General features: G+C 33.8%; 21 protein-coding genes. 2 read left to right on the forward strand and 19 right to left on the reverse strand.

Features of this window, described 5'->3' with window-relative positions:
- Window positions 1-13: 13 nt before the first annotated feature.
- The 3 genes from rpsR to rpsF are packed head-to-tail and all read right to left on the reverse strand — an operon-like array spanning window position 14 to window position 1,059.
- Window positions 14-238 carry a 30S ribosomal protein S18 gene (gene rpsR / locus Q1K37_RS02380; RefSeq protein WP_300408995.1) on the reverse strand — a complete coding sequence of 75 codons (225 nt, stop codon included), beginning with the start codon at window positions 236-238 and terminating at the stop codon, window positions 14-16.
- Between the two features lie 18 nt (window positions 239-256).
- A complete protein-coding gene (locus Q1K37_RS02385; protein ID WP_300408997.1) occupies window positions 257-763 on the reverse strand; it encodes a single-stranded DNA-binding protein in 507 nt (168 codons plus the stop codon).
- A gap of 11 nt (window positions 764-774) precedes the next feature.
- Entirely contained in the window at window positions 775-1,059 is a 285-nt protein-coding gene (gene rpsF, locus Q1K37_RS02390; RefSeq protein WP_300408998.1) for a 30S ribosomal protein S6, read from the reverse strand.
- Window positions 1,060-1,199: 140 nt separating this feature from the next.
- Here rpsF and Q1K37_RS02395 point away from each other — a divergent pair, with 140 nt between their 5' ends.
- Window positions 1,200-1,877, forward strand: coding sequence for a hydrolase (locus Q1K37_RS02395; protein ID WP_300409000.1), 678 nt, complete (start codon window positions 1,200-1,202; stop codon window positions 1,875-1,877).
- Window positions 1,878-1,959: 82 nt separating this feature from the next.
- Here Q1K37_RS02395 and fni read toward each other — a convergent pair whose 3' ends face one another.
- The 5 genes from fni to tadA form a co-directional block, all read right to left on the reverse strand.
- Complete coding sequence (gene fni / locus Q1K37_RS02400; protein WP_300409002.1) at window positions 1,960-2,976, reverse strand: type 2 isopentenyl-diphosphate Delta-isomerase; 1,017 nt, start codon at window positions 2,974-2,976, stop codon at window positions 1,960-1,962.
- Window positions 2,977-3,014: 38 nt separating this feature from the next.
- Complete coding sequence (locus Q1K37_RS02405; protein WP_300409004.1) at window positions 3,015-4,169, reverse strand: LCP family protein; 1,155 nt, start codon at window positions 4,167-4,169, stop codon at window positions 3,015-3,017.
- Between the two features lie 123 nt (window positions 4,170-4,292).
- A complete protein-coding gene (locus Q1K37_RS02410; protein ID WP_300409006.1) occupies window positions 4,293-8,528 on the reverse strand; it encodes a 2-hydroxyacyl-CoA dehydratase in 4,236 nt (1,411 codons plus the stop codon).
- A gap of 16 nt (window positions 8,529-8,544) precedes the next feature.
- Entirely contained in the window at window positions 8,545-9,444 is a 900-nt protein-coding gene (locus tag Q1K37_RS02415; protein ID WP_300409008.1) for a TIGR01212 family radical SAM protein, read from the reverse strand.
- A 40-nt stretch (window positions 9,445-9,484) separates the two neighbouring features.
- Window positions 9,485-9,940: a tRNA adenosine(34) deaminase TadA gene (tadA, locus tag Q1K37_RS02420; RefSeq protein WP_300409163.1), complete on the reverse strand. Its 456-nt coding sequence runs from the start codon at window positions 9,938-9,940 to the stop codon at window positions 9,485-9,487.
- Window positions 9,941-10,138: 198 nt separating this feature from the next.
- Here tadA and Q1K37_RS02425 point away from each other — a divergent pair, with 198 nt between their 5' ends.
- On the forward strand, window positions 10,139-11,263 hold the full coding sequence (locus Q1K37_RS02425; RefSeq protein WP_300409010.1) for a ribose-phosphate pyrophosphokinase: 1,125 nt from the start codon (window positions 10,139-10,141) through the stop codon (window positions 11,261-11,263).
- A gap of 77 nt (window positions 11,264-11,340) precedes the next feature.
- Here the strand turns inward: Q1K37_RS02425 and gndA are convergent, their stop codons facing one another.
- The 11 genes from gndA to Q1K37_RS02480 form a co-directional block, all read right to left on the reverse strand.
- Window positions 11,341-12,744, reverse strand: a complete 1,404-nt coding sequence (gene gndA / locus Q1K37_RS02430; protein WP_300409012.1) for an NADP-dependent phosphogluconate dehydrogenase — start codon at window positions 12,742-12,744, stop codon at window positions 11,341-11,343.
- Between the two features lie 20 nt (window positions 12,745-12,764).
- Window positions 12,765-14,105: a gluconate:H+ symporter gene (locus Q1K37_RS02435; RefSeq protein WP_300409013.1), complete on the reverse strand. Its 1,341-nt coding sequence runs from the start codon at window positions 14,103-14,105 to the stop codon at window positions 12,765-12,767.
- Window positions 14,106-14,121: 16 nt separating this feature from the next.
- Entirely contained in the window at window positions 14,122-15,621 is a 1,500-nt protein-coding gene (locus Q1K37_RS02440) for a gluconokinase (protein WP_300409015.1), read from the reverse strand.
- A 230-nt stretch (window positions 15,622-15,851) separates the two neighbouring features.
- Window positions 15,852-16,580, reverse strand: a complete 729-nt coding sequence (locus Q1K37_RS02445; RefSeq protein WP_300409017.1) for an aminotransferase class IV — start codon at window positions 16,578-16,580, stop codon at window positions 15,852-15,854.
- Window positions 16,581-16,685: 105 nt separating this feature from the next.
- Window positions 16,686-17,177 carry a small multi-drug export protein gene (locus tag Q1K37_RS02450; protein WP_300409019.1) on the reverse strand — a complete coding sequence of 164 codons (492 nt, stop codon included), beginning with the start codon at window positions 17,175-17,177 and terminating at the stop codon, window positions 16,686-16,688.
- Window positions 17,178-17,227: 50 nt separating this feature from the next.
- Window positions 17,228-18,670, reverse strand: coding sequence for an oligosaccharide flippase family protein (locus tag Q1K37_RS02455; RefSeq protein ID WP_300409021.1), 1,443 nt, complete (start codon window positions 18,668-18,670; stop codon window positions 17,228-17,230).
- Entirely contained in the window at window positions 18,621-19,964 is a 1,344-nt protein-coding gene (locus Q1K37_RS02460; RefSeq protein WP_300409023.1) for an O-antigen ligase family protein, read from the reverse strand. Before Q1K37_RS02460 ends, Q1K37_RS02455 begins: the two co-directional genes overlap by 50 nt.
- Before the next feature lie 10 nt (window positions 19,965-19,974).
- Window positions 19,975-21,033: an aminotransferase class I/II-fold pyridoxal phosphate-dependent enzyme gene (locus Q1K37_RS02465; RefSeq protein WP_300409025.1), complete on the reverse strand. Its 1,059-nt coding sequence runs from the start codon at window positions 21,031-21,033 to the stop codon at window positions 19,975-19,977.
- A 122-nt stretch (window positions 21,034-21,155) separates the two neighbouring features.
- Window positions 21,156-22,130: a sugar-transfer associated ATP-grasp domain-containing protein gene (locus Q1K37_RS02470; RefSeq protein WP_300409027.1), complete on the reverse strand. Its 975-nt coding sequence runs from the start codon at window positions 22,128-22,130 to the stop codon at window positions 21,156-21,158.
- A gap of 1 nt (window position 22,131) precedes the next feature.
- Window positions 22,132-22,584, reverse strand: coding sequence for an acyltransferase (locus Q1K37_RS02475; protein ID WP_300409029.1), 453 nt, complete (start codon window positions 22,582-22,584; stop codon window positions 22,132-22,134).
- 103 nt (window positions 22,585-22,687) lie between these two features.
- Window positions 22,688-23,779: an NAD/NADP-dependent octopine/nopaline dehydrogenase family protein gene (locus Q1K37_RS02480; protein WP_300409031.1), complete on the reverse strand. Its 1,092-nt coding sequence runs from the start codon at window positions 23,777-23,779 to the stop codon at window positions 22,688-22,690.
- Between the last annotated feature and the right edge of the window lie 2 nt (window positions 23,780-23,781).

Below are 23,781 nucleotides of genomic sequence, written 5' to 3' on the forward strand. Positions count from 1 at the left end.
ATTTTTAAGCAAACTATTCAGCTGAATATGGTAGCAATGCTACTTGTCTTGCTTTTTTGATTTCTTCCGTAATAGCTCTTTGGTGTTTTGCACAACATCCAGTAGCTCTTCTTGGAAGAATTTTACCTCTATCAGATACATATTTCTTTAATGTATTAATATCTTTATAGTCTATCTTTTTGTTCTTATCAGCACAAAAAGCACAAACTCTTCTTCTAGGTCTAAATCTTCTTTGCAATTAAAGTACCCTCCTTATCTAAAATGGTATGTCGTCATCGTTTAAAGGAAAAGCATCTCCACCTAATCCAAAATCGTCGTCATTAAAATCTTGACTAAAACCAATGTCTTTATTGTAGTTGTTACCTTGGTTAAAACCTTGATTGTTTTGATTCATATTTTGGTTGGAGTTTTGGTTCGATCCTCCACCACTTCCAATAAAGTAGATTCTATCGGCAATTACATCGGTTCTAAAAATCCTTTTGCCATCTTGGCCATCATAAGAACTGGTTTGAATCCTACCAGAAATAGCCAATTCTCTACCCTTTGTTATATAAGTAGAAACAAGTTCAGCAGTTTTACCAAATGCGGTAACTCCTATAAAGTCAGCAGTTTGTTGACCTTTTTGTTGGGCTTCCATTCTCTTGTCCTTAGACATTCCTCTGTCCACTGCCAAGGTAAATCTACAAATTGCTAAACCCGATCCAGCAGCATATCTAAGTTCAGGATCTCTCGTAAGTCTTCCTATTAAATTAACGCTGTTCAACTTTGCCCTCCTTAGGCTTTCTTAACTACGAACATATATCTGATAATATTATCAGCAATTCTACATTTTCTTTGTAGTTCGTAAATCAATTCTGGGTTTGCTTCGAAATTAATTATACAGTAGTATCCCTCTTTAATATAATTGATTTCATAAGCTAGTTTTCTTTTACCCCATTCATCTACTTCAAGAACTTTACCATTAGATTCGATAGTACTCTTGATAATATCAAGGGATTTATTTCTAGCCTCATCTTCTAGATCTGGCTTAAAAACTATAACTCCTTCATAATTCTTCATTATATTACACCTCCTTCTGGACTTCCGGCTCGCTTACGCGGCAAGGATTACTTAAGTATATTACCACAATTCATCAGACTTTTCAAATATATTTAATTAAATTAAATAAGATGGTATAATCAAGAAGTAAGAAGGAGGTAATGATGAAAAGAGAAGTTTTTATTCCTGAAGTAGAATCGGTTTTAAGAAGACGTTCTGTTCAGTTGCCAAAAGTTATTAGAAATGCCAGTGGCATAATCATATTGAACAAGAGGATTAAGTCCCTAATATTTTCCACAGATATTGCTGTAATTCAAAATAGTAACCCAGATGCAGTTATGGCAGTCTATCCTTTCACACCGACTTTAACCATTACCCAGGCGCTGATGTCCGCATCCTTTGTGCCTTTATTCATTGGAGTAGGCGGTGGATTGACCTCTGGCAATAGATCAGTATATCTAGCCCTACAAGCTGAGCTTTTAGGAGCCTATGGAGTTGTAGTAAATGCACCTATACAAAACGAAGTGATAAAAGAGATCTCCGATGCCTTGGACATACCAGTAGTTGCTACAGTAGTTTCAGAAAATGATGATTTTGAGGGAAAGGTAAGAGCAGGCGCTCAAATTTTTAATATATCTGGCGGAAAAAACACCGTTGCAATCGTAAAAAAAGTAAGGGATATCTTTGGAATAGATTTTCCAATCATAGCAACCGGTGGAAAGACTGAGGAGTCCATTATGCAAACCATTCAAGCCGGTGCCAATGCAATCACCTATACACCACCTTCAAGTTCAGAGATTTTCTCTTCGGTTATGCAGTCCTATAGAGAAGTAAAATAAAGTAATTGAGCATTCAAATTTAATTGAATGCTCGTTTTTTATCATTTCAACACCACAAAGTGTCGATTATATTTATTTGAACTTATCTAGAGACTAGTTCCTTTAACCTTCCAGTTATGACATAGTCTACACCTTTTAGGTCCTCTATCTTCTTTACACCTAGTAACATCATCATAATCCTTGACTTTTCTATTGTGCTTTCAATATAACTTCTTGCAACATTGAAACCACCATGCATCAAGTACCTTAGGACCTCTCCACTTGCGGCTGTAAAATCTGCACCTAGGATTAAGGACTTTATAATACTATCCGCAGTATTCACACCACCACTACTTATATAAAAGGCATCTGGCACTTCCCTTTTACAGTCGATGAGGGCTTTAGAGGTTGGTATTCCCCAATTATACATGTCGGAATAGTCCTTGTTGAAGTTTCTCATATCCTCAATTTCAATAAAATTGGTTCCTCCAGAGCCTGCAATGTCGATATATTTTACCCCTGAGTCAAATAGCTTTCTAGCAACTTTTGAAGAAATACCAAATCCAACTTCTTTGACTATAATAGGCTTTTTAAAGTTTTTAACAAGATAGGAAATATTTTTCTCTAAATTTGTAAAAGTCCTATCCCCTTCCTCCATAAAAAGCTCTTGACATACATTTAAATGAAGCTGCATTGCATTTGCATCTATCATTTCACAAGCTTCTTGAAGTTCCTCTAAAGTGCTAGTAGCAGAAAGATTGCCTATCAAAACGCCCTCTTCCCCTATTATGTCCCTTGCTATTTTGAAGGATTCTCTACACTTAGGGTATTCCAAACCTATGGTTTGAGAGCCCACCGCCATTGGAATTTTAAAGTCTCTGGCAATTCTTGCAAGATCCTCATTTATGGTACTTAGCTCTTCACCGCCACCTGTCATGGCATTTATCATCAATGGGAAATTTACGACTTTTCCAAGAAATTCCACCTTTGTATCTATTTCACTAAAATCAAAACCAGGTAAAGAATTATTTTCAAGGTATATATCCTTAAAGAGATTGTCTCCTTTGTATCCAGTTTTTAAGTAGCTTTCAACATGTTCTTTCTTACGCTCTAATCTCATATTTCCCTCAATTCTAAACATTTTTTAACAAAGCTTTATTAATAGTTGGCATTCTCATTATTATAATAATTGCTATTATCGTTATCGTAATAGTTGCTATTGTCATTATTATAATTGTTGTTATAGTCGTTGTTGCCGTTATTGTTATAGTAATTGGAATCATTTGAATCATTGTCATAATTATAGTTTGAATTCTCTTCATTTTCTTCGCCATAATTTGAATCTGACTCATTATCGTATTTATATTTATTTACATCATTTTTATTGATAAAGTACTCTTGGAATATTTCCGAGAATAACTTGTTCATCTTTTTTTCATCGGCATAAAAATATGCAATTCTCACACCATCTGGAGTGTATTCATCTCCCGTAGTTCCTTCAAGAGTATAGGAATGTAACTTGTCTTTGTTGAAGTTAATCGCCTTTAATGCAACAGAACCCAGGTTTCCAAGGTCAATATTTGTCTTAACATTCTTTTTATACACATCTAAGATATTTCCAATATTCATAATATTAGATGGCTTTAATACAGCTGACATCAGCTGCTTTAAAAAGTACTGTTGATTTTGTACCCTTTCAAGGTCCGTTCCAGATTGCAACAACTCCCTAGCTCTAACGAAGTAAAGGGCTTGTTGACCATTTAGCTTGGATTTTCCCTTTGGAATGTAAAGATCTATCTCAGGAACATTTAATTCCACTGGAGAGTCCACCTCAACTCCTCCTACCGCTTCAACTATCCTGGAAACAGCATCATAATCCACACTCATATAGTAGTCTACATCAAGGCCAGTAAGTTCTCTAACGGCCTTTAGCGCTCCTGTAATACCATCATAAGCATGAGCAGCATTAATCTTTACCTCTCTATTGTCATATTCAACCTTTGTATCTCTAGGAATAGAAACGGTGTTGATTTCGCCTGTATTAAAGTTCACATTTACCAACATCATGGTGTCAGTTCTAACGTGGTTGTCTTGACCTTCGCCTTGAACATCCACATTTTTATCTACTCCTACCAATAAAAAGAATAGGTTATCGTCTAATTTATGTTCAATTTTATTATTGGTTCCAATGTCAGAACCATCAATTTCCACGGTAGATCTAGCCTGTAAATCCTTAAATTCACTAAAGACAAAATAAGCTCCACCGAAAATAAGTACAGAGACTAAAAATATTATTATTGATCTAACTTTCATTTTTCCTCCACATTTTCGAAATGTTCTAATTAATTATATCACTAGAGAGTTTTTTTACAAAACAAAAAATAGAAAAAACCGGGTTTTTACACCCGATTTTCCATTTAGAAAGTTACAACATTTCTACATTTCATTTACTGGGTCGCTTTTTTTCAATATTTCCTTGGCTTGGGATAACATAAGTTTTATCCTATTCACCTGATTTACTTCACTTGCCCCTGGATCGTAGTCAATTGGCACAATATTGGCCTTTGGATAAAGCTCTCTAACCTTTTTGATAACTCCCTTACCAGTAATGTGGTTAGGTAGGCAACCAAAGGGTTGAATGCAGACGATATTGTTTGCTCCCACTTCTATTAGCTCGATCATCTCTGCAGTTAAAAGCCAGCCTTCACCATATTGATTTCCCAAGGAAACAACCTGTTCTGCCCTTTCTTCAAGTTCATTGATATAAAGCGGAGGATTGTATCTACTATCCTTTAATGCATCCCTTACATATCTTCTAAAGTACTCGATATATCCAACTCCCAATTGGGATATAAGAGCTGAAAACTTACTCTTCGATAGAAGATTCGCCTTATGGGAAGTGTTTCTTAAACAATACATTAGAAAATCCGTCAAATCTGGTAGTACAACTTCATTTCCTTCATCTTCCAATACCTTTTGTAAGTTGTTGTTTGCTTCAGGCAAGTACTTTACAAGAATTTCACCTACAATTCCAACCTTTGGAATTGTCTTATCTTCGTCGATTTTTATATTTGAAAAGTCATCTACGATGCACTTTACATTTTTCTTAAACTTTCCAGTTACTCTATCCCTTATGTCATTTCGACATTTTTCAATCCAGTAGTCCTTTAACCTATCCGTATCGCCCTTTATCAGTTCATAGGGTCTTGTTGCATTGGAAACCCTCATTATCAAGTCTCCATATAACATTGCCAAAACCATCTTATGGGCCAAGGACATGGATATGTCAAAACCTTCGTGACTTTCTATCCCTTGAGCAGATATTGCAATAACAGGAATATGAGGATAGCCCGCTTCCTCTAGCGCCCTTCTTATATATCCCACATAATTGGAAGCCCTACATGCTCCACCAGTCTGGGTCATTAAAAGGGAGATGTTGTCCGTGTCATACCTTCCCGACTTAACAGCCTCCATCATTTGACCAACCACAGTTATAGAAGGATAACATGAGTCGTTGTTAACATATTTTAAACCTTCATCCACAACCTTGGAATCTACAGTCTTTAAAAACTCAAACTTATATCCTTCAGATTCCAGTGCAGCCTGCAGTATCTCAAAGTGATCCGGCGCCATTTGCGGAGCTAAAATAGTGTGGGTCTTTTTCATTTCTTTTGTAAATTCCACCGGTTCAATCTGGTAATCCTCATTCTTTAAGGATGGCTTTCTGTCCTTTAATGCTTGAGTAAGGGACCTTAATCTAATCTTAATTGCCCCTAGATTAGAAACTTCATCTATTTTTATCAAAGTGTAAATCTTACCCTTACTTTGAAGGATTTCTGCCACTTGATCCGTCGTTACAGCGTCAATTCCACAACCAAAGGAGTTTAATTGCACCAGTTGAAGGTCAGGACTCTCTGAAACCACATTGGCAGCTCTGTATAGCCTAGAATGGTAAACCCATTGGTCTAAAACCCTAAGCCTACCTTCGATATCATCCTCATAGGTCAACACGGAGTCTTCAGAAAGCACCGCCCAACCAAGGGAAGTTATAAGCTCTGGAATCCCATGGTTAATACCTGGGTCTATATGGTATGGTCTACCTGCCAATACTATGGCTTTAAGCCCCTTTTCCCTAATGTAGCTTAAAGACTTTTGTCCTTCCATCCTTACATCTTCTCTAAAGGCATGAAACTCCTCCCAAGCTCTGTCAAGGGCGTTTGTCACTTCACTTCTCTTAAGGCCTTCAGACTTCAATTCCTCATATAGTCTATCCCCCAACTTTTTCTTATTCTGTAAAGATAAAAATGGGTTTAAGAATTTGACTTTATTTTCGTCCAAATTTTCAAGATTGTTCTTTATAACTTCCGTATATCCAGTAACAACGGGACAGTTTATATTGTTGTCCACGTTTTCAAACTCTTGTTTTTCATAGAATATAGACGGATAGAATATGAATTCTACACCTTTTTCAATTAAATTTTCAATATGCCCATGGACCATCTTTGCTGGAAAACAAGCCGTCTCACTGGTTATTGAAGCAATTCCCTTTTCGTAGATTGCCCTATCGGATTTATCAGACAAAACCACCTCATAGCCTAGGGAAGTAAAGAAGGTAAACCATAGAGGGTAGTTTTCATACATGTTTAACACCCTAGGGATTCCTACTTTGCCTCTAGTACTCTTTTCTTCAGAAAGCGGTTTGTAATAATTGAATAGTCTATTGTACTTGTATTCGTATAGATTAGGAAGCTTATCCTCATTATCTATTTGAATACCAGCACCTCTTTCACACCTATTTCCCGTAATATATTTTTTACCATTGCTGAAAATATTGATGGATAACTTACAGTGGTTACTACATAGATTACATTGGGCGTTCTTTTGCTTATAGGTAAAGTCGTCAAGTTCCTTCAAATCCATTAGGCTGGAAACTCCAGTAGATTTTTCCTTCGCATAAAGAGCCATTCCCATTGCCCCCATAAGTCCTGCAATTTCAGGTCTTACAGCCTTTCTTCCAGTTACCTTTTCAAAAGCTCTTAAAACTCCGTCACCATAAAAAGTACCACCTTGGACAACAATGCTCTCGCCAAGTTTTTCCGGGTCTCTAACCTTAATTACCTTTTGGATTGCATTTTTGATTACAGAATAGCAAAGTCCAGCTGCAATATCCGGCACCGAAGCCCCTTCTTTTTGCGCCTGCTTGACCTTTGAGTTCATAAACACAGTACATCTAGAACCTAAGTCCACAGGGTTTTTAGACTTAACAGCCTCATCTTGAAATTCTTCAACAGTATATCCAAGGGACTTAGCAAAGGTTTCAACAAAGGATCCACAACCAGAAGAACAGGCCTCATTAAGCTGAATGGAGTCTATAATACCTTCAGAGATATGCATCGCCTTCATATCCTGGCCACCAATGTCCAAGATAAAGTCCACATCCTTTCTAAAATAGGATGCAGCCTTATAATGGGCCAAGGTCTCCACCTCGCCTATATCCACATTTAAAGCAGCCTTTATAAAATCTTCACCATATCCAGTAATACCTGAACATTCTATCTTAGCCTTGGGATTTAAATTGGAGTAAATGTCCTTCAAAACTTTAATGATAAGTTCCAAGGGCTTTCCGTAATTGTTGCCGTATTGGCTATATAGAATATTATCGTCCTTATCGATCAATACCACCTTCGAAGTAGTAGAACCAGCGTCGATACCAAGATAACAAGGCCCTTCATATTCACTTATATTTCCCTTAGTTCGGCCCTTGCCCCTATGTTCCTCAACAAAGTCTGCATACTCTTTCTCGTCTTTAAATAAGGGTTCCAGAGTAGCTTTTTCATCGACTTCCACTTCCACTTCATGGTTTACCATATCCAGAATATCTTTAAAACTTACAGGTTCCAGCTCCTTAGATGCAAGAGCAGCTCCTAGGGCAACAAAGACTTCCGAATTTTCTGGAACCAAAAAGTTATTATTATCCTCACCTAAGGTTTCTTTAAACCTTTGAGCAAGTTGGTCTAAGAAATGTAAGGGTCCCCCTAAAAGGGCAATATTTCCTTTTATAGGTCTTCCACATGCCAAATTTGATATGGTTTGATTTACAACGGATTGCAACACGGACACAGCAATGTCTTCTTTAGAAGCCCCTTGGTTGATAAGGGCTTGAATATCCGTCTTTGCAAATACCCCACATCTTGAGGCAATGGAGTATATATTTTTATAATTTTTAGCATATTCATTTAAACCAGTAGCATCCGTTTCAATAAGAGAAGCCATCTGGTCAATAAAGGCTCCAGTTCCTCCAGCACAGATAGAGTTCATCCTCTGCTCAACATTTCCGGAGATATAGGTTATCTTACTATCCTCTCCACCAAGTTCAATGGCAACATCCGTCTCGGGAATAAAATGCTTAATGGCTGTCGTACCTGAAACTACCTCCTGAATAAATTCAATATCCCAATATTTTTCCACAAACATACCACCAGAACCCGTTACCATAATAGTCACATCGCTATTTGGAAACTTTTGGTATGCATCTTTTATTACAGATTTAACTGTCTTTTCAACATTTGACTTATGTCTTTTATATTCACGATAAAGTAGATTATTAGCCTCGTCCATTACCACCAATTTTACAGTAGTTGAACCGACATCTAATCCAATATGATAAATCACAAAATACCTCCTAGTACTAGGGTTTAGCACCCTGGAAAATATTCCTTTCTTTTAATTTTTTATTAATAGTTCCAATTACCCTTATCTTGTCCACCGGCCACTTTGGCAAAAACAACTTCTTTTTGTCCGGGTCGCCAGTAAGCCTGTGAATTACAATATCCTTTGACAAAATAGCTATTGCATCACAAACACCATCTATATATTCATCCCTTTGTAAAATCTTAAACCTATTATTTAAGTAGTAATCATATATTAAGCTATCCTTATATATGTAGAGGCTGTGAAACTTTATTCCCCAAACAGGAAGGCTATTTACAAATCTCACAGTATCCATCCAATTCTCATGACTTTCATTAGGTAGTCCAAATATGATATGGGCTACAGTCTTAATTCCCTTTTTATGTAGTGACATAACTGCCCTTTGAAAGACATGATTTTCATAGCCTCTATTGATTAATTTTACAGTAGATTGTTTTGAACTTTGAAAACCAAGTTCTACCCAAAGTTCATGGGATTTTGAAATTTCTTCCAAAATTTCCAGCACATTGTCGTCAATACAGTCTGGCCTTGTAGCAACCGAAATTCCAAGTATATTTGGATGATTTAAAGCTTCATAGTACTTGCTCTTTAAAGTTTCAGGACTTGCAAAAGTGTTTGTGAAGGACTGGAAATATGCCATATACTTTGAAGATTTACTCTTATGCTCTAAAAATTTAATTTGAGAATCTATCTGCTCTGTGATGGATAACTTTCTAGAACCAGAAAATTCTCCAGCACCATCTTCTCCGCAAAAAATACAACCCCTATTTCCATTTAATCTATTGGGACAGGTAAACCCACCGTCAATAGAAACCTTTAAAATCTTTTCACCAAATCTATTCTTTAAATAGCTGGACAAGCTATTATATCTCTCCATATAACCCCTCAATCTAATATGTTAGTATAGCATAAATAAATTAAGAATTTCTTAAATCTTTGAAAAAATCCTGTATAATACCTAGACAATCCTCTTTTATTATCCCGCCTTCGTACTCTACCCTATGATTTAACTCTCTTCTTAGAAAAATATTGTCAATAGAGCCAACAAAGCCTCTCTTCTTATCATATGCTCCAAAGTAAACTTTTCTTATCCTTGAATAGACCATTGCCGAAGCACACATACAACAAGGCTCCAAGGTCACATAGATATCACAGTCTAAAAGTCGCCAACTCTTCATGACATCACTAGCCTTTTCAATTGCCACAAGCTCTGCATGTTTCAGTGGGTTTTGGGTAGTTTCAACAAGATTATGTCCCCTAGCAATAATCTTTTCATCCTTTACTATTATACAACCTATAGGCACCTCTTTTAAGTCGTAGGCCTTTTGTGCCTCCTTCAATGCCTCTCCCATATAAAACTCTTTATCTTCCATCACATCCGCTTTCCTTCCATCCATATTCAAAAATCATAATAGGCTATACGAAATTAATATTTAAAATCTAAATAGAGAACTCTTAAAATACCCCAGCTCAATTATAGTACATTTTCAATTATTTATCCCATTTTAAGTTTGAGAATTGGTCTTAACTGTGATATTCTTAATCTAGAGTATTTTTGAAGGGAGCAATAAATGTCTGAAGAATTTTTTTCTGAAACCCCCTACGGCGAACTGGGGCTAATTGTATTAAAGAGTTGTTGGAAACTTGGCAACGAAGCTGATCAGGAACTTAAAAAGCAATTTAATATAGACGATCCTGATTTTTCTTTTATAATCGATATTTCTGAAGTGAGATTTTCAAATGGAGAAGGTAAAATTACCATCAATGAATCCGTTAGAGGTAAAGATATTTTCATCTTAGCTGACATAGGAAATTATGGTTTAACCTACAAGATGTATGGAATGGAAACTAGAATAGGACCTGACGAACACTTTTCCGATATCAAGAGGGTTATCTCTGCAATCAACGGAAAAGCAAAGAGAATCAATGTAATCATGCCGTTGATGTACGGAAGTCGTCAACATAGACGTAAGGCTCGTGAGTCCTTGGACAATGCTATGGCACTTCTTGAACTTGAAGAGATGGGAGTAAATGGAATTTTCACCTTTGACGTTCACGATCCAAATGTTCAAAACGCAATTCCATTACTATCTTTTGAAAATATCTACCCAACTGCAGAAATCGTAAAAGATTTCTTGAAGAACGAAAAGATCAGCCAAGAAGAGTTGGAAGAAAAGAACATTATTATAATCAGTCCCGATACAGGAGCCATGGCAAGGGCAGTATATTATTCAAATGTTTTGAAACAAGATATTGGAATATTCTATAAGAGAAGAGACTATAGTAGAATCGTAGACGGTAAGAACCCAATTGTAGAACATCGTTATATCGGTAAAGATGTTAAAGACAAAGACATCCTAATAGTAGACGATATGATAGCTTCTGGAGAATCTGTTTTGGACATATGCGTTCAATTAAAGGAACAAGGTGCTAGAAGGGTTTACTGTGCAGTTTCCTTCTCCCTGTTCACAGAAGGTCCAGACAAATTCGACAAATTCTATGAAGAAGGCTTGTTAGATGCAGTCTATTCTACAAACTTGACCTATGTACCAGAATATATCAAAGAAAAGAAATGGTATAAACAAGTTAACATGTCTAGACTACTTTCTACATTTATCCACCATATCAATCTAGATATTTCTCTAAGCGCTTTATTGGACAAGACTAGAGGAATTAAGAGAATTGTAAAAAAATAGTTGAAATAAAACGAAAAGATTAACACATAAACAGAGCACTCAAATTTTTGAGTGCTCCGTTGTTTTTCTAGAGTTAATTATCTATTCCATTGATGGTGAAAAATTCCTTCTCTATCCTTTCTTTCAAAGGTATGGGCACCAAAGTAGTCCCTCAATCCCTGAATCATATTTGCAGAACCTGGATAAGTTCTTAAGTTATCAAAATATTCAAGAGAGTTTATTAAAGCAGGAACGGGTATTTCAAGTTCCACAGCCTTAGAAACCACTTTTCTAAGGGACTTGGAACAATCTATCACTATATCCTTAAACACAGGACTTAAAATTAGATTGTCAAGTTGTGGATCTTCCTCAAAAGCTCTCATTATAGACTTTAATAGTTTTCCTTGAAGAATACATCCAGCTGTAAAACCTTCTGAAATTGATTTATAATCAAAGTCCCAGTCATACTGACTTGCCGCTTCTTTAAGAAGAGCAAATCCTTGGGCATAGGCTACAATCTTTGAAAGAAGCATAGCTTTTTTAATATCATCTCTCCACTGTAAAATATCTAAAGCTTCATGATATTTTTTTGCATAGGTAGCCTTTGCAACCCTTCTTTGCTCAAACATGGATGACATCACCCTGGCATTTAACCCCGCTAAAAGTACTGAGGTTTCAACACCCAGGTCTATGGCCTCAAGGGCAGTCCATTTCCCAGTTCCCTTGTGTTTAGCCACATCCTTAATATTATCTAGAAGATAGGAACCATCTTCATCCCTTTCCTTTAGAACAGAAACTGAAATATCAAGTAAGTATCCAGATTGAATACCATCTTTAAAGAATTCGAATTCCTTTGCAATATTTTCATTATCCATCTTAAAAGCTTCCCTTAAAAGTTGATAGATCTCTGAAATAATTTCCATATCGCCATATTCAATTCCATTGTGGACCATCTTCACATAATGGCCTGCTCCGTTTTCTCCAGCGTATTTACAACAAATTCCACCTTCGTCATTTTTAGCCGCCACAGCTTCCAAAAGTTCCTTAACATGTCCATAGGCTTCTTTGTCTCCGCCAGGCATGATTGCAGGTCCAAGCCTTGCGCCCTCTTCTCCACCAGAAACACCAACACCTAAAAAGTGAATATTCTTTTCAGAAAGCTCTTTAACCCTTCTAATGGTGTCCTTATAATAAGAATTTCCCGCATCTATAATGATATCTCCCGGTTCCAGATATTCCAATAATGTACTGGACATTTCATCAATCGCTTCCCCGGATTTTATCATCAACAATACCCTTCTAGGTTTTTCAAGACTATTTACAAAATCTTCCAAGGAGGAAAATCCCTTCAAATTTCCGGTTTTGTCTTCTTCAATAGCTTCTTTAAGAGGCTTTTCTGACCTATTATAAACTGAAATCTCATAGCCTCTATCCGCAAAGTTCAAGGCCAAATTCTTCCCCATAACCGCCATTCCTATAATTCCTAATTTGTTTTTAGACATTTTTCCTCCTCATTTCTTTATTATACAAATAAACTCAATATCATGGCCATAACAAGACCAACTATACCTATTAAGGTCTCCATTACAGTCCATGAACGAAGTGTATCCTTTTCGCTAATACCAAAATATCTATTTACTAACCAGAATCCTGAGTCGTTAACATGACTAAAGGCAGTAGCCCCTGCTGCTATTGCAATTACTACAAGAGCTGGTTCAACAGATGAACCCTTGATGATTGGTCCAACAATTGCAGCCGCTGTCGCCATGGACACAGTTGCAGATCCTGCAGAAATCCTAACAACTACAGCAATTATAAATGCAAGTAGAAGTGGACTTAAATTTAAAGTAGCAAAGGACTTACCCACTGCATCACCAATTCCAGAGTCTACAAGAACTTGCTTAAACACACCACCTGCACCAGTTACAAGAATTATCAAACCAGTTGAGTTTAAAGCGGCATTTGACACAGATTGAATTTGTGCCATAGTAAGCTTCTTAAATCTTCCTAAGATTACAAAGGAAAGTAGACAAGCTAAAATCAACGCAACAATAGGATGACCTACAAATGAAAGAACAGTTCTAACATTGTTTCCTTCTGGTAAAAATGCAGTAGTAGCAGTATTTAATAGGATTAATAGAATTGGGAATATTATCAACCCTAAAACAGTACCAAAACTTGGTAGTTCATGGTCCTGTACTTCTACAACATTGTTGTCAAGTTCCATATATTCAGGAACTTCCGCCATTATCTTTCCACCAATATATTTACCCCATACTGGTCCTGCCACAATTGCTGCAGGAATACCGCAGATAATACCGTACATAATTACTTTACCCAAATCAGCTCCAACCAATTCAGCAACCATTATAGGTCCTGGTGTTGGAGGTACAAATGCATGGGTTACAGCCAAACCAGCTAATAGTGGAATACCAAATACCAATACAGATTTTTTGGAACTCTTAGCAAGTGCATATACTAGTGGCACTAAAATAATAAATCCTACATCAAAAAATACTGGAATTGATACTAAGAAACCCGCTAAAAGCATGGCCCATGGAGCCTTTTCTTCACCAAAAGCCTTTAAGAATGTCCTTGCAAGCTTTTCAGCCCCACCACTGATTTCAAGCATTTTACCAAACATAGCTCCTAAACCGATTACAGTAGCAAGGAAACCTAAAGTGCCTCCCATACCAGAAACCATGGAGTTTATAATATCTCCCAGTGGCATCTTGGTAGCTACCCCCATAAATAAACTTACGATTAACAGAGATAAAAATGCATGAAGTTTTACCTTCATAACTAAAAATAATAATAATCCTACAGTTACAAGTAATAATAGGATTAATGATGTTGTTGACATAACGTCCTCCTAAAATTTATTTATCATCTACAGAACTAGATAACCTAGCTAGTTCATGCAGTAATGACCTGTTTTGTTCGATTGCCCTTCTATAAATATTAAATTCTTCATTGTGATTAAACTCTTCAATAGGCAAAAATTCCTTCCCTGCAATAAAGTACTCCTGCGCCTGGGAGAGATCCTCTATCTTTCCAGTTGCCAATATTCCTAAAAGAAATGCACCAAAAAGCGGGCCATCTCCTTGTTCCGTAACAAACACTGGCCTTTGTACAATATTACAGAAGGATTGCACCCAAAGGTCCGACTGGGTAAATCCACCGTTAACATAAAACTCATTAACATGAGTACTAGTTGAATTTAATAGCACTTCAAAAACATCCCTAAGGGAAAAGTTTACACCTCTAATTCCAGCAATCAACATATCCTTATATCCATGACTATGGGTCAAGCCCAATAGAGAACCTCTTAAATCAGCGTCCCAATAAGGTGCCCTCTCTCCAGAAATAAACGGCAAGAATATAAGACCCTTACCATACTTTTCAGGATCATCTTCATCAAACACTTCGTCAATATGCTTTTCAAGGCTTAAACCCTTTCGAAGCCATTCATAAAAGATTCCCCCATTGTTGATGGCTCCACCAGAAACGAAAAGATTGTCAGTTAAAATATATGAAAATATTGCACCCTTTTCATCAATTAACGGATGATCAGTTACTACCCTTAAAGCACCAGAAGTACCAATAGTAGAAACTGCAGTTCCAGGATTTAGACCATGGGATCCCAGGTTCGCAAGACAGCCATCACTGGCCCCTATGATAATTGGGATATCTTCCCTGATTCCAATATCTTCCTTGAATTCATCTGTCATATTCCTCATTATATGAGTGGTGCTAACTACCCTTGGCAAATTACCTTCACCAATTCCCGCATATTCAAGGGCCTTGGCATCCCAGACTCTATCATGGATATTAAAAAGACCAGTAGCAGAAGCAATGGATTGATCCACAATCCACTCCCCAGTCATCCAATGAAGAATAATCTCCTTCATTCCAACAAAGAGTCTACATCTGTCGAAGATATCCCTCTGTCTTTCCCTCAAATAAATAATCTTATAAAGAGGACTCATAGGATGAACTGGAGTTCCAGTCGACTTATACAGTTCAAGACCTTTTCCATTTGCCTTAGCCTCTTGAACAAAGTCTTGACTTCTTCTGTCATTCCATAACATAACAGGAGTAATCGCCTGATTATTTTCATCAATCCCAACAAGAGAATGCATATATGCAGAAAAAGAAATAAAACCAATCTCTTCCCTTTCCATATAAATCTTGGAAACCAGCTCCCTAATAATAGATCTGACATTCCATCTAATTTCCTCACTATCCTGCTCCATAAAACCAGGCTGAGGATTTAATAACTTAGAATTTCTAAAGGCTTCGTCTACAACCCTGCCCCATTCGTCATAAATAATTCCCTTGATTGTCGTTGTTCCAATGTCAATACATATATTTTTCATTCTTACCTTCCCATTTATTTAAATTTAACTTAAATTTTAACTCTCGTATAAGAATATAATATATTCAAGGAAATATCAACTTATCCACGCATTTATGTTTTCTCACAATGCCTACTAGTATACATCAATCTTAAATTTTTTATTTAGGAATTATTTAAAAATTGAAACCTAAAATATATTTCCTTCATTTTCTTCTATTTAATAGTTCGGTGTTTCTTTAACCTTCCTTGCTAACAGAAAAATCCAATAAGTTTCAGATTTTTATCAAATTCTTCAAAAATTGATGCTTCCTTAAATTTAAACTCTCCTAAACTATCTACCTTTACATAACCCATAAGGGAATTTGTAATAAAACAAGAATCAAATCCTTGTAAATCTTCCTTACTAATAAGCACCTCACTTACAGGAAAACTTTTAATAAAAAAGTCCCTCATAACTCCATTTAATAGACCGCATGAGATTTTAGGAGTAAATATCTTTCCCTTTTTAATAAAAAATATATTGGATACTGCCCCTTCAGTTATATATCCCTTCTCATTAAAAAAAATAGGTTCAAAAAACCCATTTTCCTTAGAATTTCTCTTCTCCAAAATATTATCCATATAATTAAAAGTCTTATGATACACCAAAAAAGAAGTTGAGTTTCTCAACGTAGATGCAAAATTCAACTTCACTTCTTCACCAATCCCTGTAACATACGGATCATGTCTAGTAGTAATTATCTTGTTTTGATCAGAAACAGACAACTTTAAAGCATAGCTGTCCTCCTCATGGTCCATAATAAAATCTAAAACTTCCGATTCCTCAACCTTTTGAGAAATATTAAAAGCTTTTAAACTATTATTAATCCTTTCAACATGCTCCTTTAAAAGAATTGGCTTTCTGTTAACAACCTTGATGGTCTCAAAAAGACCCTTACCAAAGAAGAAACCATCATCTAAAAAAATATATTGTTTCAATTTATATTCCTCACTTGTCATTTATGTTTATTAATATTTGATTTAATCTCTTGTTGTAATTTATCTCAAATTCTTTATTATACAAGTCTTAACTTTACTCATTTACTATATAATTTTAATAACTCCAATAGTAATTAATGTAACAATAAATCCAGCTATGAGGTTTCCGATTGAGATTATTAGTAAAGCTAGTTTATTGTCTAACTTAAACAATCCAGCTATTAAACTTCCACTCCACACGCCAGTCCCTGGCAATGGTACTGCAACAAAAATTAGAAGACCTATGAGTCCTAAATTTTTTATGTTCTTTCCTTTTCTAAACAATCTCTTTTCTAAAAGATTAATATAAATTTCTAATTTATGATTTTTTTTCAATTTTTCCAATGCAGAATTAACCAAAAATAGTATTATAGGACATGGAACTAAACTGCCGAAGAAACTATAAATTAGTGAATCTATGACATTTAATCCCAAAGAAATTCCCAAGGGTATTGCTCCCTTTAATTCAATTAAAGGAACCATTCCTAAAACAAATATGGCTATATTTTTCGGAAGAATTTGTTCTACTGTAACAACAAAGTCATTCATAATACTCATGGTTAATTACCCCTACTATTTAATATTAGATAATTCTTTATTTTTGTTTATTATCTCGTTCTTTTCTTTACGAAAAACCTTAAAATTTTATCTTTATTTTTTATCACCATATAAACAAAGAAAACTAAATACACAATTAATACAGGATATCTTAATAAACTATACGTATAGAGGAAGTTTGTAAATATTGATATTATTAGGGAAAAGCTAGAAAGTTTAAAAAAGAACTTATTATCTAATACATGGTCCATCTTTAAAATTTTTGTAATTGTGTAATGTGAATATAATAATACAATATATCCTATTAATGTTGTATATGCCGCCACAATATGGCCATTTTCTTTGAATAAATTGATAAAGATATAGTTTAATATAATATTAATTATAGCACTTATAAATGTCGCTATTGAAACACCCACAGTTTTCTTGGTGTAAAATTCTATATTTACATAAAATAAATAGATAAATTGTATTACAGTACTTGTTATTAGTGGATTTAGGCAATAAACAGCTTCCATGTATTTATTACCCCCAAAAAATAGAATTAGTTCTGGTCCTATTAACATAATACCAAAAGCACAAAACCAAAAAAATATAATATATTTTTTTGATATTTCTTTGATACCATCATAATTATTAATTTTTAAATTATCAAATAACCAAGGGGTCCAAGCGGTGTTCATGGAATTCATTAATACTGCTACAATACTATAACAACTCCCTGCCACTGAATATATAGCGGTAATTTCAGGACCACTTATTTTAGTAATTAAAAATCTATCACTTGCACTAAGTAACGTAACAGACAATGTATGTGGAACTAAGGGAACGCAAATAAAAAGAGCATATTTCCAGTATTTAATATTAATTCTATGTCCATTTTTGATGATAACAATGAATAATATAATACCCATTATAATACTTGGTAAATATTGCCCAATTGATCTTCCCCATAACTTATCTTTCATATTAATTACTAGAAATAAAGAAAGTAACGTTGAAGTAACGGTTGTTATTGCTGTGAAAAGAACAAATTTTTTATACTTATAAAAAGCTCTTTGCTTAGTTATATACATAGTATAAGCAGGTGCAAATAAGCAGTATAAGAACATTAAGTTTATGTATTTGAATTCTAATCCTATTAATTGTTCAATTGATGCCTTATAAAAAAAACATACTGCATATATGCCAACAGTGAACAAAGTAGAAAAGGATAAAATAGATAAAATATAGCTATCTATATCCTCTTCATGTTCAACTTTTGATCTAATTATTGAAGTATATAAATCCAATGAAGTAAGAACTAGTACTACTAAAATTATCGAAGAATAATTACTAAATTTTCCTAACTCTTTCTTCGACAACACTCTTGTAAAAATAGGCACAGTAAAAAAAACCATACCTTTGAATACAAAATTACATATTGTATACCAAAGACCCGCTTTAGCAATTAATGACGGATCTGTTTTTGATTTTATTACAGATTTCTTCATTATCATTCAACCTTTTCTTTAAATCATTATTGCAATTTTTTCGTCGGATTCTTTTATAATTACAAGATACCGCAAAAGTTGCCCAAAATCCCCACACATACCAAAAAGACATCGATAAAAACAACTGAGAGGATATGGAAAATAAGATGATAAACAAATCTTTAGTATGCCTATCTTTGCAGAAGAAAATCATGTAAATTGAATCTACTATCATATATAAAATGATTAAAAATCCTAATAGCCCAAAACTAACTATCATTTCTAAAACAATATTATGAGAATATCCAACATAATGAATTGGGTAGATAAAAGGCCTATCTCCTAGTATTCCATATCCTAATAAAGGCCCGTTTTTTATTGCTTCTACAACTGTATTCCATATTACATATCTACCATTATTATTAGAAATATCCCCAGATAAAAGTAACTCAAAATTTCTAGATATTATATTTTTCTTTGATAAAACTCTAGTAAGATAATTAATTAAAGGTTCATAATAGTAAATTAAAATCCCAGCTATAAGGCTTAAAGAAATAATCAAGATGAGCTTCTTTGATAGTGTGTATCTCATGGATAAACTTAAAAACATTAAGCAGATATATAAAAATGTAACTAAAATAGCTCCTCTGTTTCCATGTAAGAAAATTATACTACATCCTAAAATGGCTAAAAATAAATAAATCTTTTTACCCTTTATTCCAAAATTATAAATAAACATAATCGTTGGAAATGTCATGTTATATCCAAAAGATAGACTATAACTAAGTTTAATCATCTCTCCATTTGGCCCTATATCTAACCAGAAGCCTCTAACAATTGCAGGGACCAATTCAACAAGTATTAAAAAAAGGAAATATAGTATGGAAAATTTGAGTAGAACATCTAGTATTTCCTTCTGATCATCAAATAATTGAAAGAATAAAAAAGCAAATATTGCACTATCTGGTCTTAATATTCTATCAATTCCATAATTTTTTCTAAAATAAAACTCAATAAGATCAGGATTGAAGAGGATAGAAACCGTCATTGCGACAAAAACAATAAGAATCAATATAAAAAAATTAAAATACTTTTTTATTTCTATTTTTCTTATGTTTGCAAAAAATATAATGAGAGGTATAGAGGCGGTAAGCCAAAGAATAATCTCCCTAGCTATACCACTATATAGTCCTATACGCGATAAAACAAATCTGACACCAGTCAAAACAAAAATTAAACTCAACCACATAAATAATAGAGTAGAGCTTAATTTATTTGAATCAAAAACTGATGTTTTTTTATTATTAGAATCCATCTATAGTACACTACCTTTTTAAATTTTTAAACGATTTTATTTCTTTAATTCTATCAATGAGATAATTAATATCTTCAATTTTTGTCATCCAACTCGTTACAAACCTTACAATTTTCCTATGATTATCATATTCATCAATAATATCAAATAGTATGTCTTTCTTAAGTTCAACAATCATTTTATCACTAAATATGGGAAAAATTTGATTTGACTTTGATTCTACAAAAAATTTGAAATCTAACTCTTTTAATCTTTCATATAAGAACATCGCCATCTTTGTAGAATGAATGCCATTACGTTCATATAGTCCGTTTTGCATAAGAATTTCAAATTGAAAACTTATTATCCATCCTTTAGCCAGAACAGCTCCATTTTGTTTTGCTATAAAACCTATATCAGTTTTCAAGCTATCATTTAATATAACTAAGGCTTCGCCAAAAATAGCACCATTTTTAGCCCCTCCTATATAAAATGAATCAGTGTACTTAGCTAAACATTCTAAAGAAACATCTGAACAAGCTAATGCACTACCTAGCCTTGCCCCATCACAATATAAATAAAGGTTGTATTTGTCGCAAACTTTTCTTAAAGCTATTAGATCTTCTTTAGTGTAAAATGTACCAATTTCTGTAGTTTGACTTATATAAACCATCTTAGGTTTAACGCATAAAATACCAGCGTTATCCCAATATTTTGGACCACAAACCTTTTCAATATCTTCAACTGTAACTTTACCATAAGACCCTTTTACAGGAATACATTTATGTCCAGTAGACTCTATTGACCCTGTCTCATGAACATTAATATGTGCATCCTCTACACAAATTATTGACTCATGCGGTCTTAAAAAGGCAGCTGCAGCTACTAGATTTACCTGGGTTCCTGTAGTCATAAATAATATTTCCGCTTTTAAATCTCCTATTTTTTCCCTTATGTACTGTTTTGCATTTTTTGTATGCAAATCATTCATATAAGGAAGATTTTTTTCTAGCTTAATCTGGGATAACTTTTCTATAATCTCGGGACAACCCATTTCACTATAGTCATTCAAAAAACTAACTTTAGTCATATTTTCTCCTTATATATTTATTGAAACACCATTTTGTTATACGTTATTTTAATATCACATTTTCTTATATGCCTTTATTAATGTTTACGTGTTTCAAATAATCATTCTTTAAATTATTAAATTTAGAAATATTTTTTATAATAATTCCATCTGCCTTCTTGAGTAGTTATTTGCTCAGCATCAGGATCAGCTCCAGAGTTTCCTTCAATCAATTCAACTTTATAATCACTAGTTATAGCAACGTCCCATCCTATATATCGCATTTGTGGAACTTCCAATGCAGCTTTTTTTATAACTTTCACTAGTTCTTCCCAGTTTGGAACTTCAAAGCCTACTATTTTTTCAGAAGTATCTGGATGAAGTACATGCTTTTTTTTGTTTTTATCTACTCCCATAGTTGAAACTATCCCAAGTTCAGGATTAATGTAAGCTGCAATTCCATTATGATGATAGTTATCAGCGAATTTACCAGTTCTACCTAAACGTAAGAGCCCTCCTATAACATATGGCGTATTATTTCTATCAACCATTGTTACAACTCTAATTGTATTTACGGTTGATTTATTAAATTTTGCCATTTCATTACATTGTGAGATTGGTTCTTCACATAATGCGTTTCTTTCTTTTAGTTCATTATATAATTTTTTTCTGTCTTGAATTTCATTAGATTGAATTTTTTTTATTCCAGTACCAAACATACCTAATGGATCTTTAATAAAAAACTCATCATTTGAATCAATAAAATTATTAAACTCATCAAATTTTATTTCTCTTAAATCAATCCAAGTTCTATAAATGTAATTCTGAAATTTTTTATTAAACTCTATTTTATCATCGAAGATATGTCTATAGGAATTATCGTTACATATTTCCATTATCTCTATTAGTCTACCGAATACAACGTATTTTCTTCTTTCTCGATTTTTTTTATCGTAAAACTTATATTGTGTATAATCTAATAGCATAGTTTTATGGAATACACGTTCGATTACAAAATCAAAAAAAATATATAATTTTTCAAATGGATTCAATTTGTATTCAATCTCACTATTTATAGTCTCGTTAAATCTTTTAATTTTTTGAAAGATATTTTCCATTTTATAACCCTCTATTATGTTCGGAATCAAATCTTTTCCAAATCTCTGTTTCACAATTTTTGGATATAGTTTGTTTCCTATTATTAGGTTTGTTTTCTAAAACAAATTCCTTTCTAGTAATAATAAAATCATCAAAGTTACCTATTTTTCTTGCTGGTATTCCACCGTATATAGAATTTGATGGAATATCCCTATTTACTAAAGCTCCAGCTGCAATTATAACATTATTGCCAATTTTTACATCGTATAATACTTTGGCTCCAGCACCAATAAAAACATTATTCCCAATTTCTATGCATCCAATTTTTTCAGTATATTTATGTTCATCATTAAGACCATTTAGCATAAAATGTATTACATCATGGGTAATAAATTCAACTCCAGAAGCAACCCAAACATTATTGCCAATTTTAATCAGTCTAGAATATAGTGGAATTTTACGAGATGTAATCATAACTCTATCTCCACATTCTTTAAATACTCCAGCTTCTTTCATAATTCTAGTTCTTTTCATTGGAGATTTAATAAAAAGAAGTCGAAACATCAACAAATATCGATTAAACATTTTTTCTTATACCATCTTCTAGAATACAATTAATATTTTCTTGACCCAATTTATTTGGTGTTCTACCTTCTTTTCTTAAATCCCTTGCTAGTGCTACAGAGGCAATTTCAATTAAAGCAGTAGTTATAGGTGTCATAATATTTAATGATTGTCCCAACGCTTCAAGCATTACTAATCCTTGCGGAACATCTTCAGATATATACCTTGAATCTACCACTGTTGGTCCCTTTGCTCTAGTGTCCATTTCTGCATAAGATAAAAACACTTCCTTTGCATCTTCTGAATCATCAAGAGAGTTTCTGTATTTACATGCGTCAACATAGGATAACCTACTATAACCTAGTTTTTCTAACACATCCATCTTTTCTGAATCAAGAGCTTCAAGAATTCTCCATGTAGCTGGATTGTCTCTTGTATAGGCTTCATGATACATACAGAAATCCCCTTTTGATTTCTCTATTCTTGGAATACTCATTACTGAGCCGACTGTATGAACTATTAAATTGGGATTATGTAAAGCCGCTTCAATTACAGAATCCAAATATACAAATTGTTCATCTAATTTATCAAGTTTTTGAATAGCTTCTTTCTTTCTTTTTGATGGATAAATACCTATAGGGTTTCTAACATTTCTAAATCCAACTCTAAAATATCCTGGTTTCATTATCCTTCCATCAATAAATGAACTTTCTGCTTCTGCAACTATAATATCTTTGTTATTGCAATATTTTAAAACGTAAGCTGTCGATAAATATCCTGGATTTATCAATAAAATTTGATTTTTAACGAGAATATCCGAAATTTTTTTAATCAATGCTTCATGGAAATTTGTTTGGATGTAAATGATAATGATTTCTGCATCCTTCAAGGTATTTAAATCTCTAGTAACTCTAGATATATGTGCCGTTTTTATGTCTCCAAATTCATTTAACGTAAATTCACCGTTGTTTTCTTGTAAATATTTAAAGTTATCATCATGCATTGCATGTGATGTCTTAATTAATGTTACATCATGCCCTTTTAAAGTCAAGTCGGCCGCTACAGCACAACCTGCATTTCCTGCTCCCAAAATAGCAATATTCATTT

Source organism: Lagierella sp. (assembly GCF_029983815.1).
Lineage (GTDB): Bacteria > Bacillota > Clostridia > Tissierellales > Peptoniphilaceae > Mediannikoviicoccus.

Coding starts and splice junctions, on each gene's coding strand:
- Q1K37_RS02465 (WP_300409025.1), bottom strand. CDS start 21,033: ATGACTAAAGTTAGTTTTTTGAATGACTATAGTGAAATGGGTTGTCCC.
- Q1K37_RS02460 (WP_300409023.1), bottom strand. CDS start 19,964: ATGGATTCTAATAATAAAAAAACATCAGTTTTTGATTCAAATAAATTA.
- Q1K37_RS02450 (WP_300409019.1), bottom strand. CDS start 17,177: ATGAGTATTATGAATGACTTTGTTGTTACAGTAGAACAAATTCTTCCG.
- Q1K37_RS02475 (WP_300409029.1), bottom strand. CDS start 22,584: ATGATTACATCTCGTAAAATTCCACTATATTCTAGACTGATTAAAATT.
- tadA (WP_300409163.1), bottom strand. CDS start 9,940: ATGGAAGATAAAGAGTTTTATATGGGAGAGGCATTGAAGGAGGCACAA.
- Q1K37_RS02395 (WP_300409000.1), top strand. CDS start 1,200: ATGATGAAAAGAGAAGTTTTTATTCCTGAAGTAGAATCGGTTTTAAGA.
- fni (WP_300409002.1), bottom strand. CDS start 2,976: ATGAGATTAGAGCGTAAGAAAGAACATGTTGAAAGCTACTTAAAAACT.
- Q1K37_RS02455 (WP_300409021.1), bottom strand. CDS start 18,670: ATGAAGAAATCTGTAATAAAATCAAAAACAGATCCGTCATTAATTGCT.
- Q1K37_RS02415 (WP_300409008.1), bottom strand. CDS start 9,444: ATGGAGAGATATAATAGCTTGTCCAGCTATTTAAAGAATAGATTTGGT.
- Q1K37_RS02435 (WP_300409013.1), bottom strand. CDS start 14,105: ATGTCAACAACATCATTAATCCTATTATTACTTGTAACTGTAGGATTA.
- Q1K37_RS02405 (WP_300409004.1), bottom strand. CDS start 4,169: ATGAAAGTTAGATCAATAATAATATTTTTAGTCTCTGTACTTATTTTC.
- Q1K37_RS02470 (WP_300409027.1), bottom strand. CDS start 22,130: ATGGAAAATATCTTTCAAAAAATTAAAAGATTTAACGAGACTATAAAT.
- Q1K37_RS02440 (WP_300409015.1), bottom strand. CDS start 15,621: ATGAAAAATATATGTATTGACATTGGAACAACGACAATCAAGGGAATT.
- Q1K37_RS02480 (WP_300409031.1), bottom strand. CDS start 23,779: ATGAATATTGCTATTTTGGGAGCAGGAAATGCAGGTTGTGCTGTAGCG.
- Q1K37_RS02425 (WP_300409010.1), top strand. CDS start 10,139: ATGTCTGAAGAATTTTTTTCTGAAACCCCCTACGGCGAACTGGGGCTA.
- rpsF (WP_300408998.1), bottom strand. CDS start 1,059: ATGAAGAATTATGAAGGAGTTATAGTTTTTAAGCCAGATCTAGAAGAT.
- gndA (WP_300409012.1), bottom strand. CDS start 12,744: ATGTCTAAAAACAAATTAGGAATTATAGGAATGGCGGTTATGGGGAAG.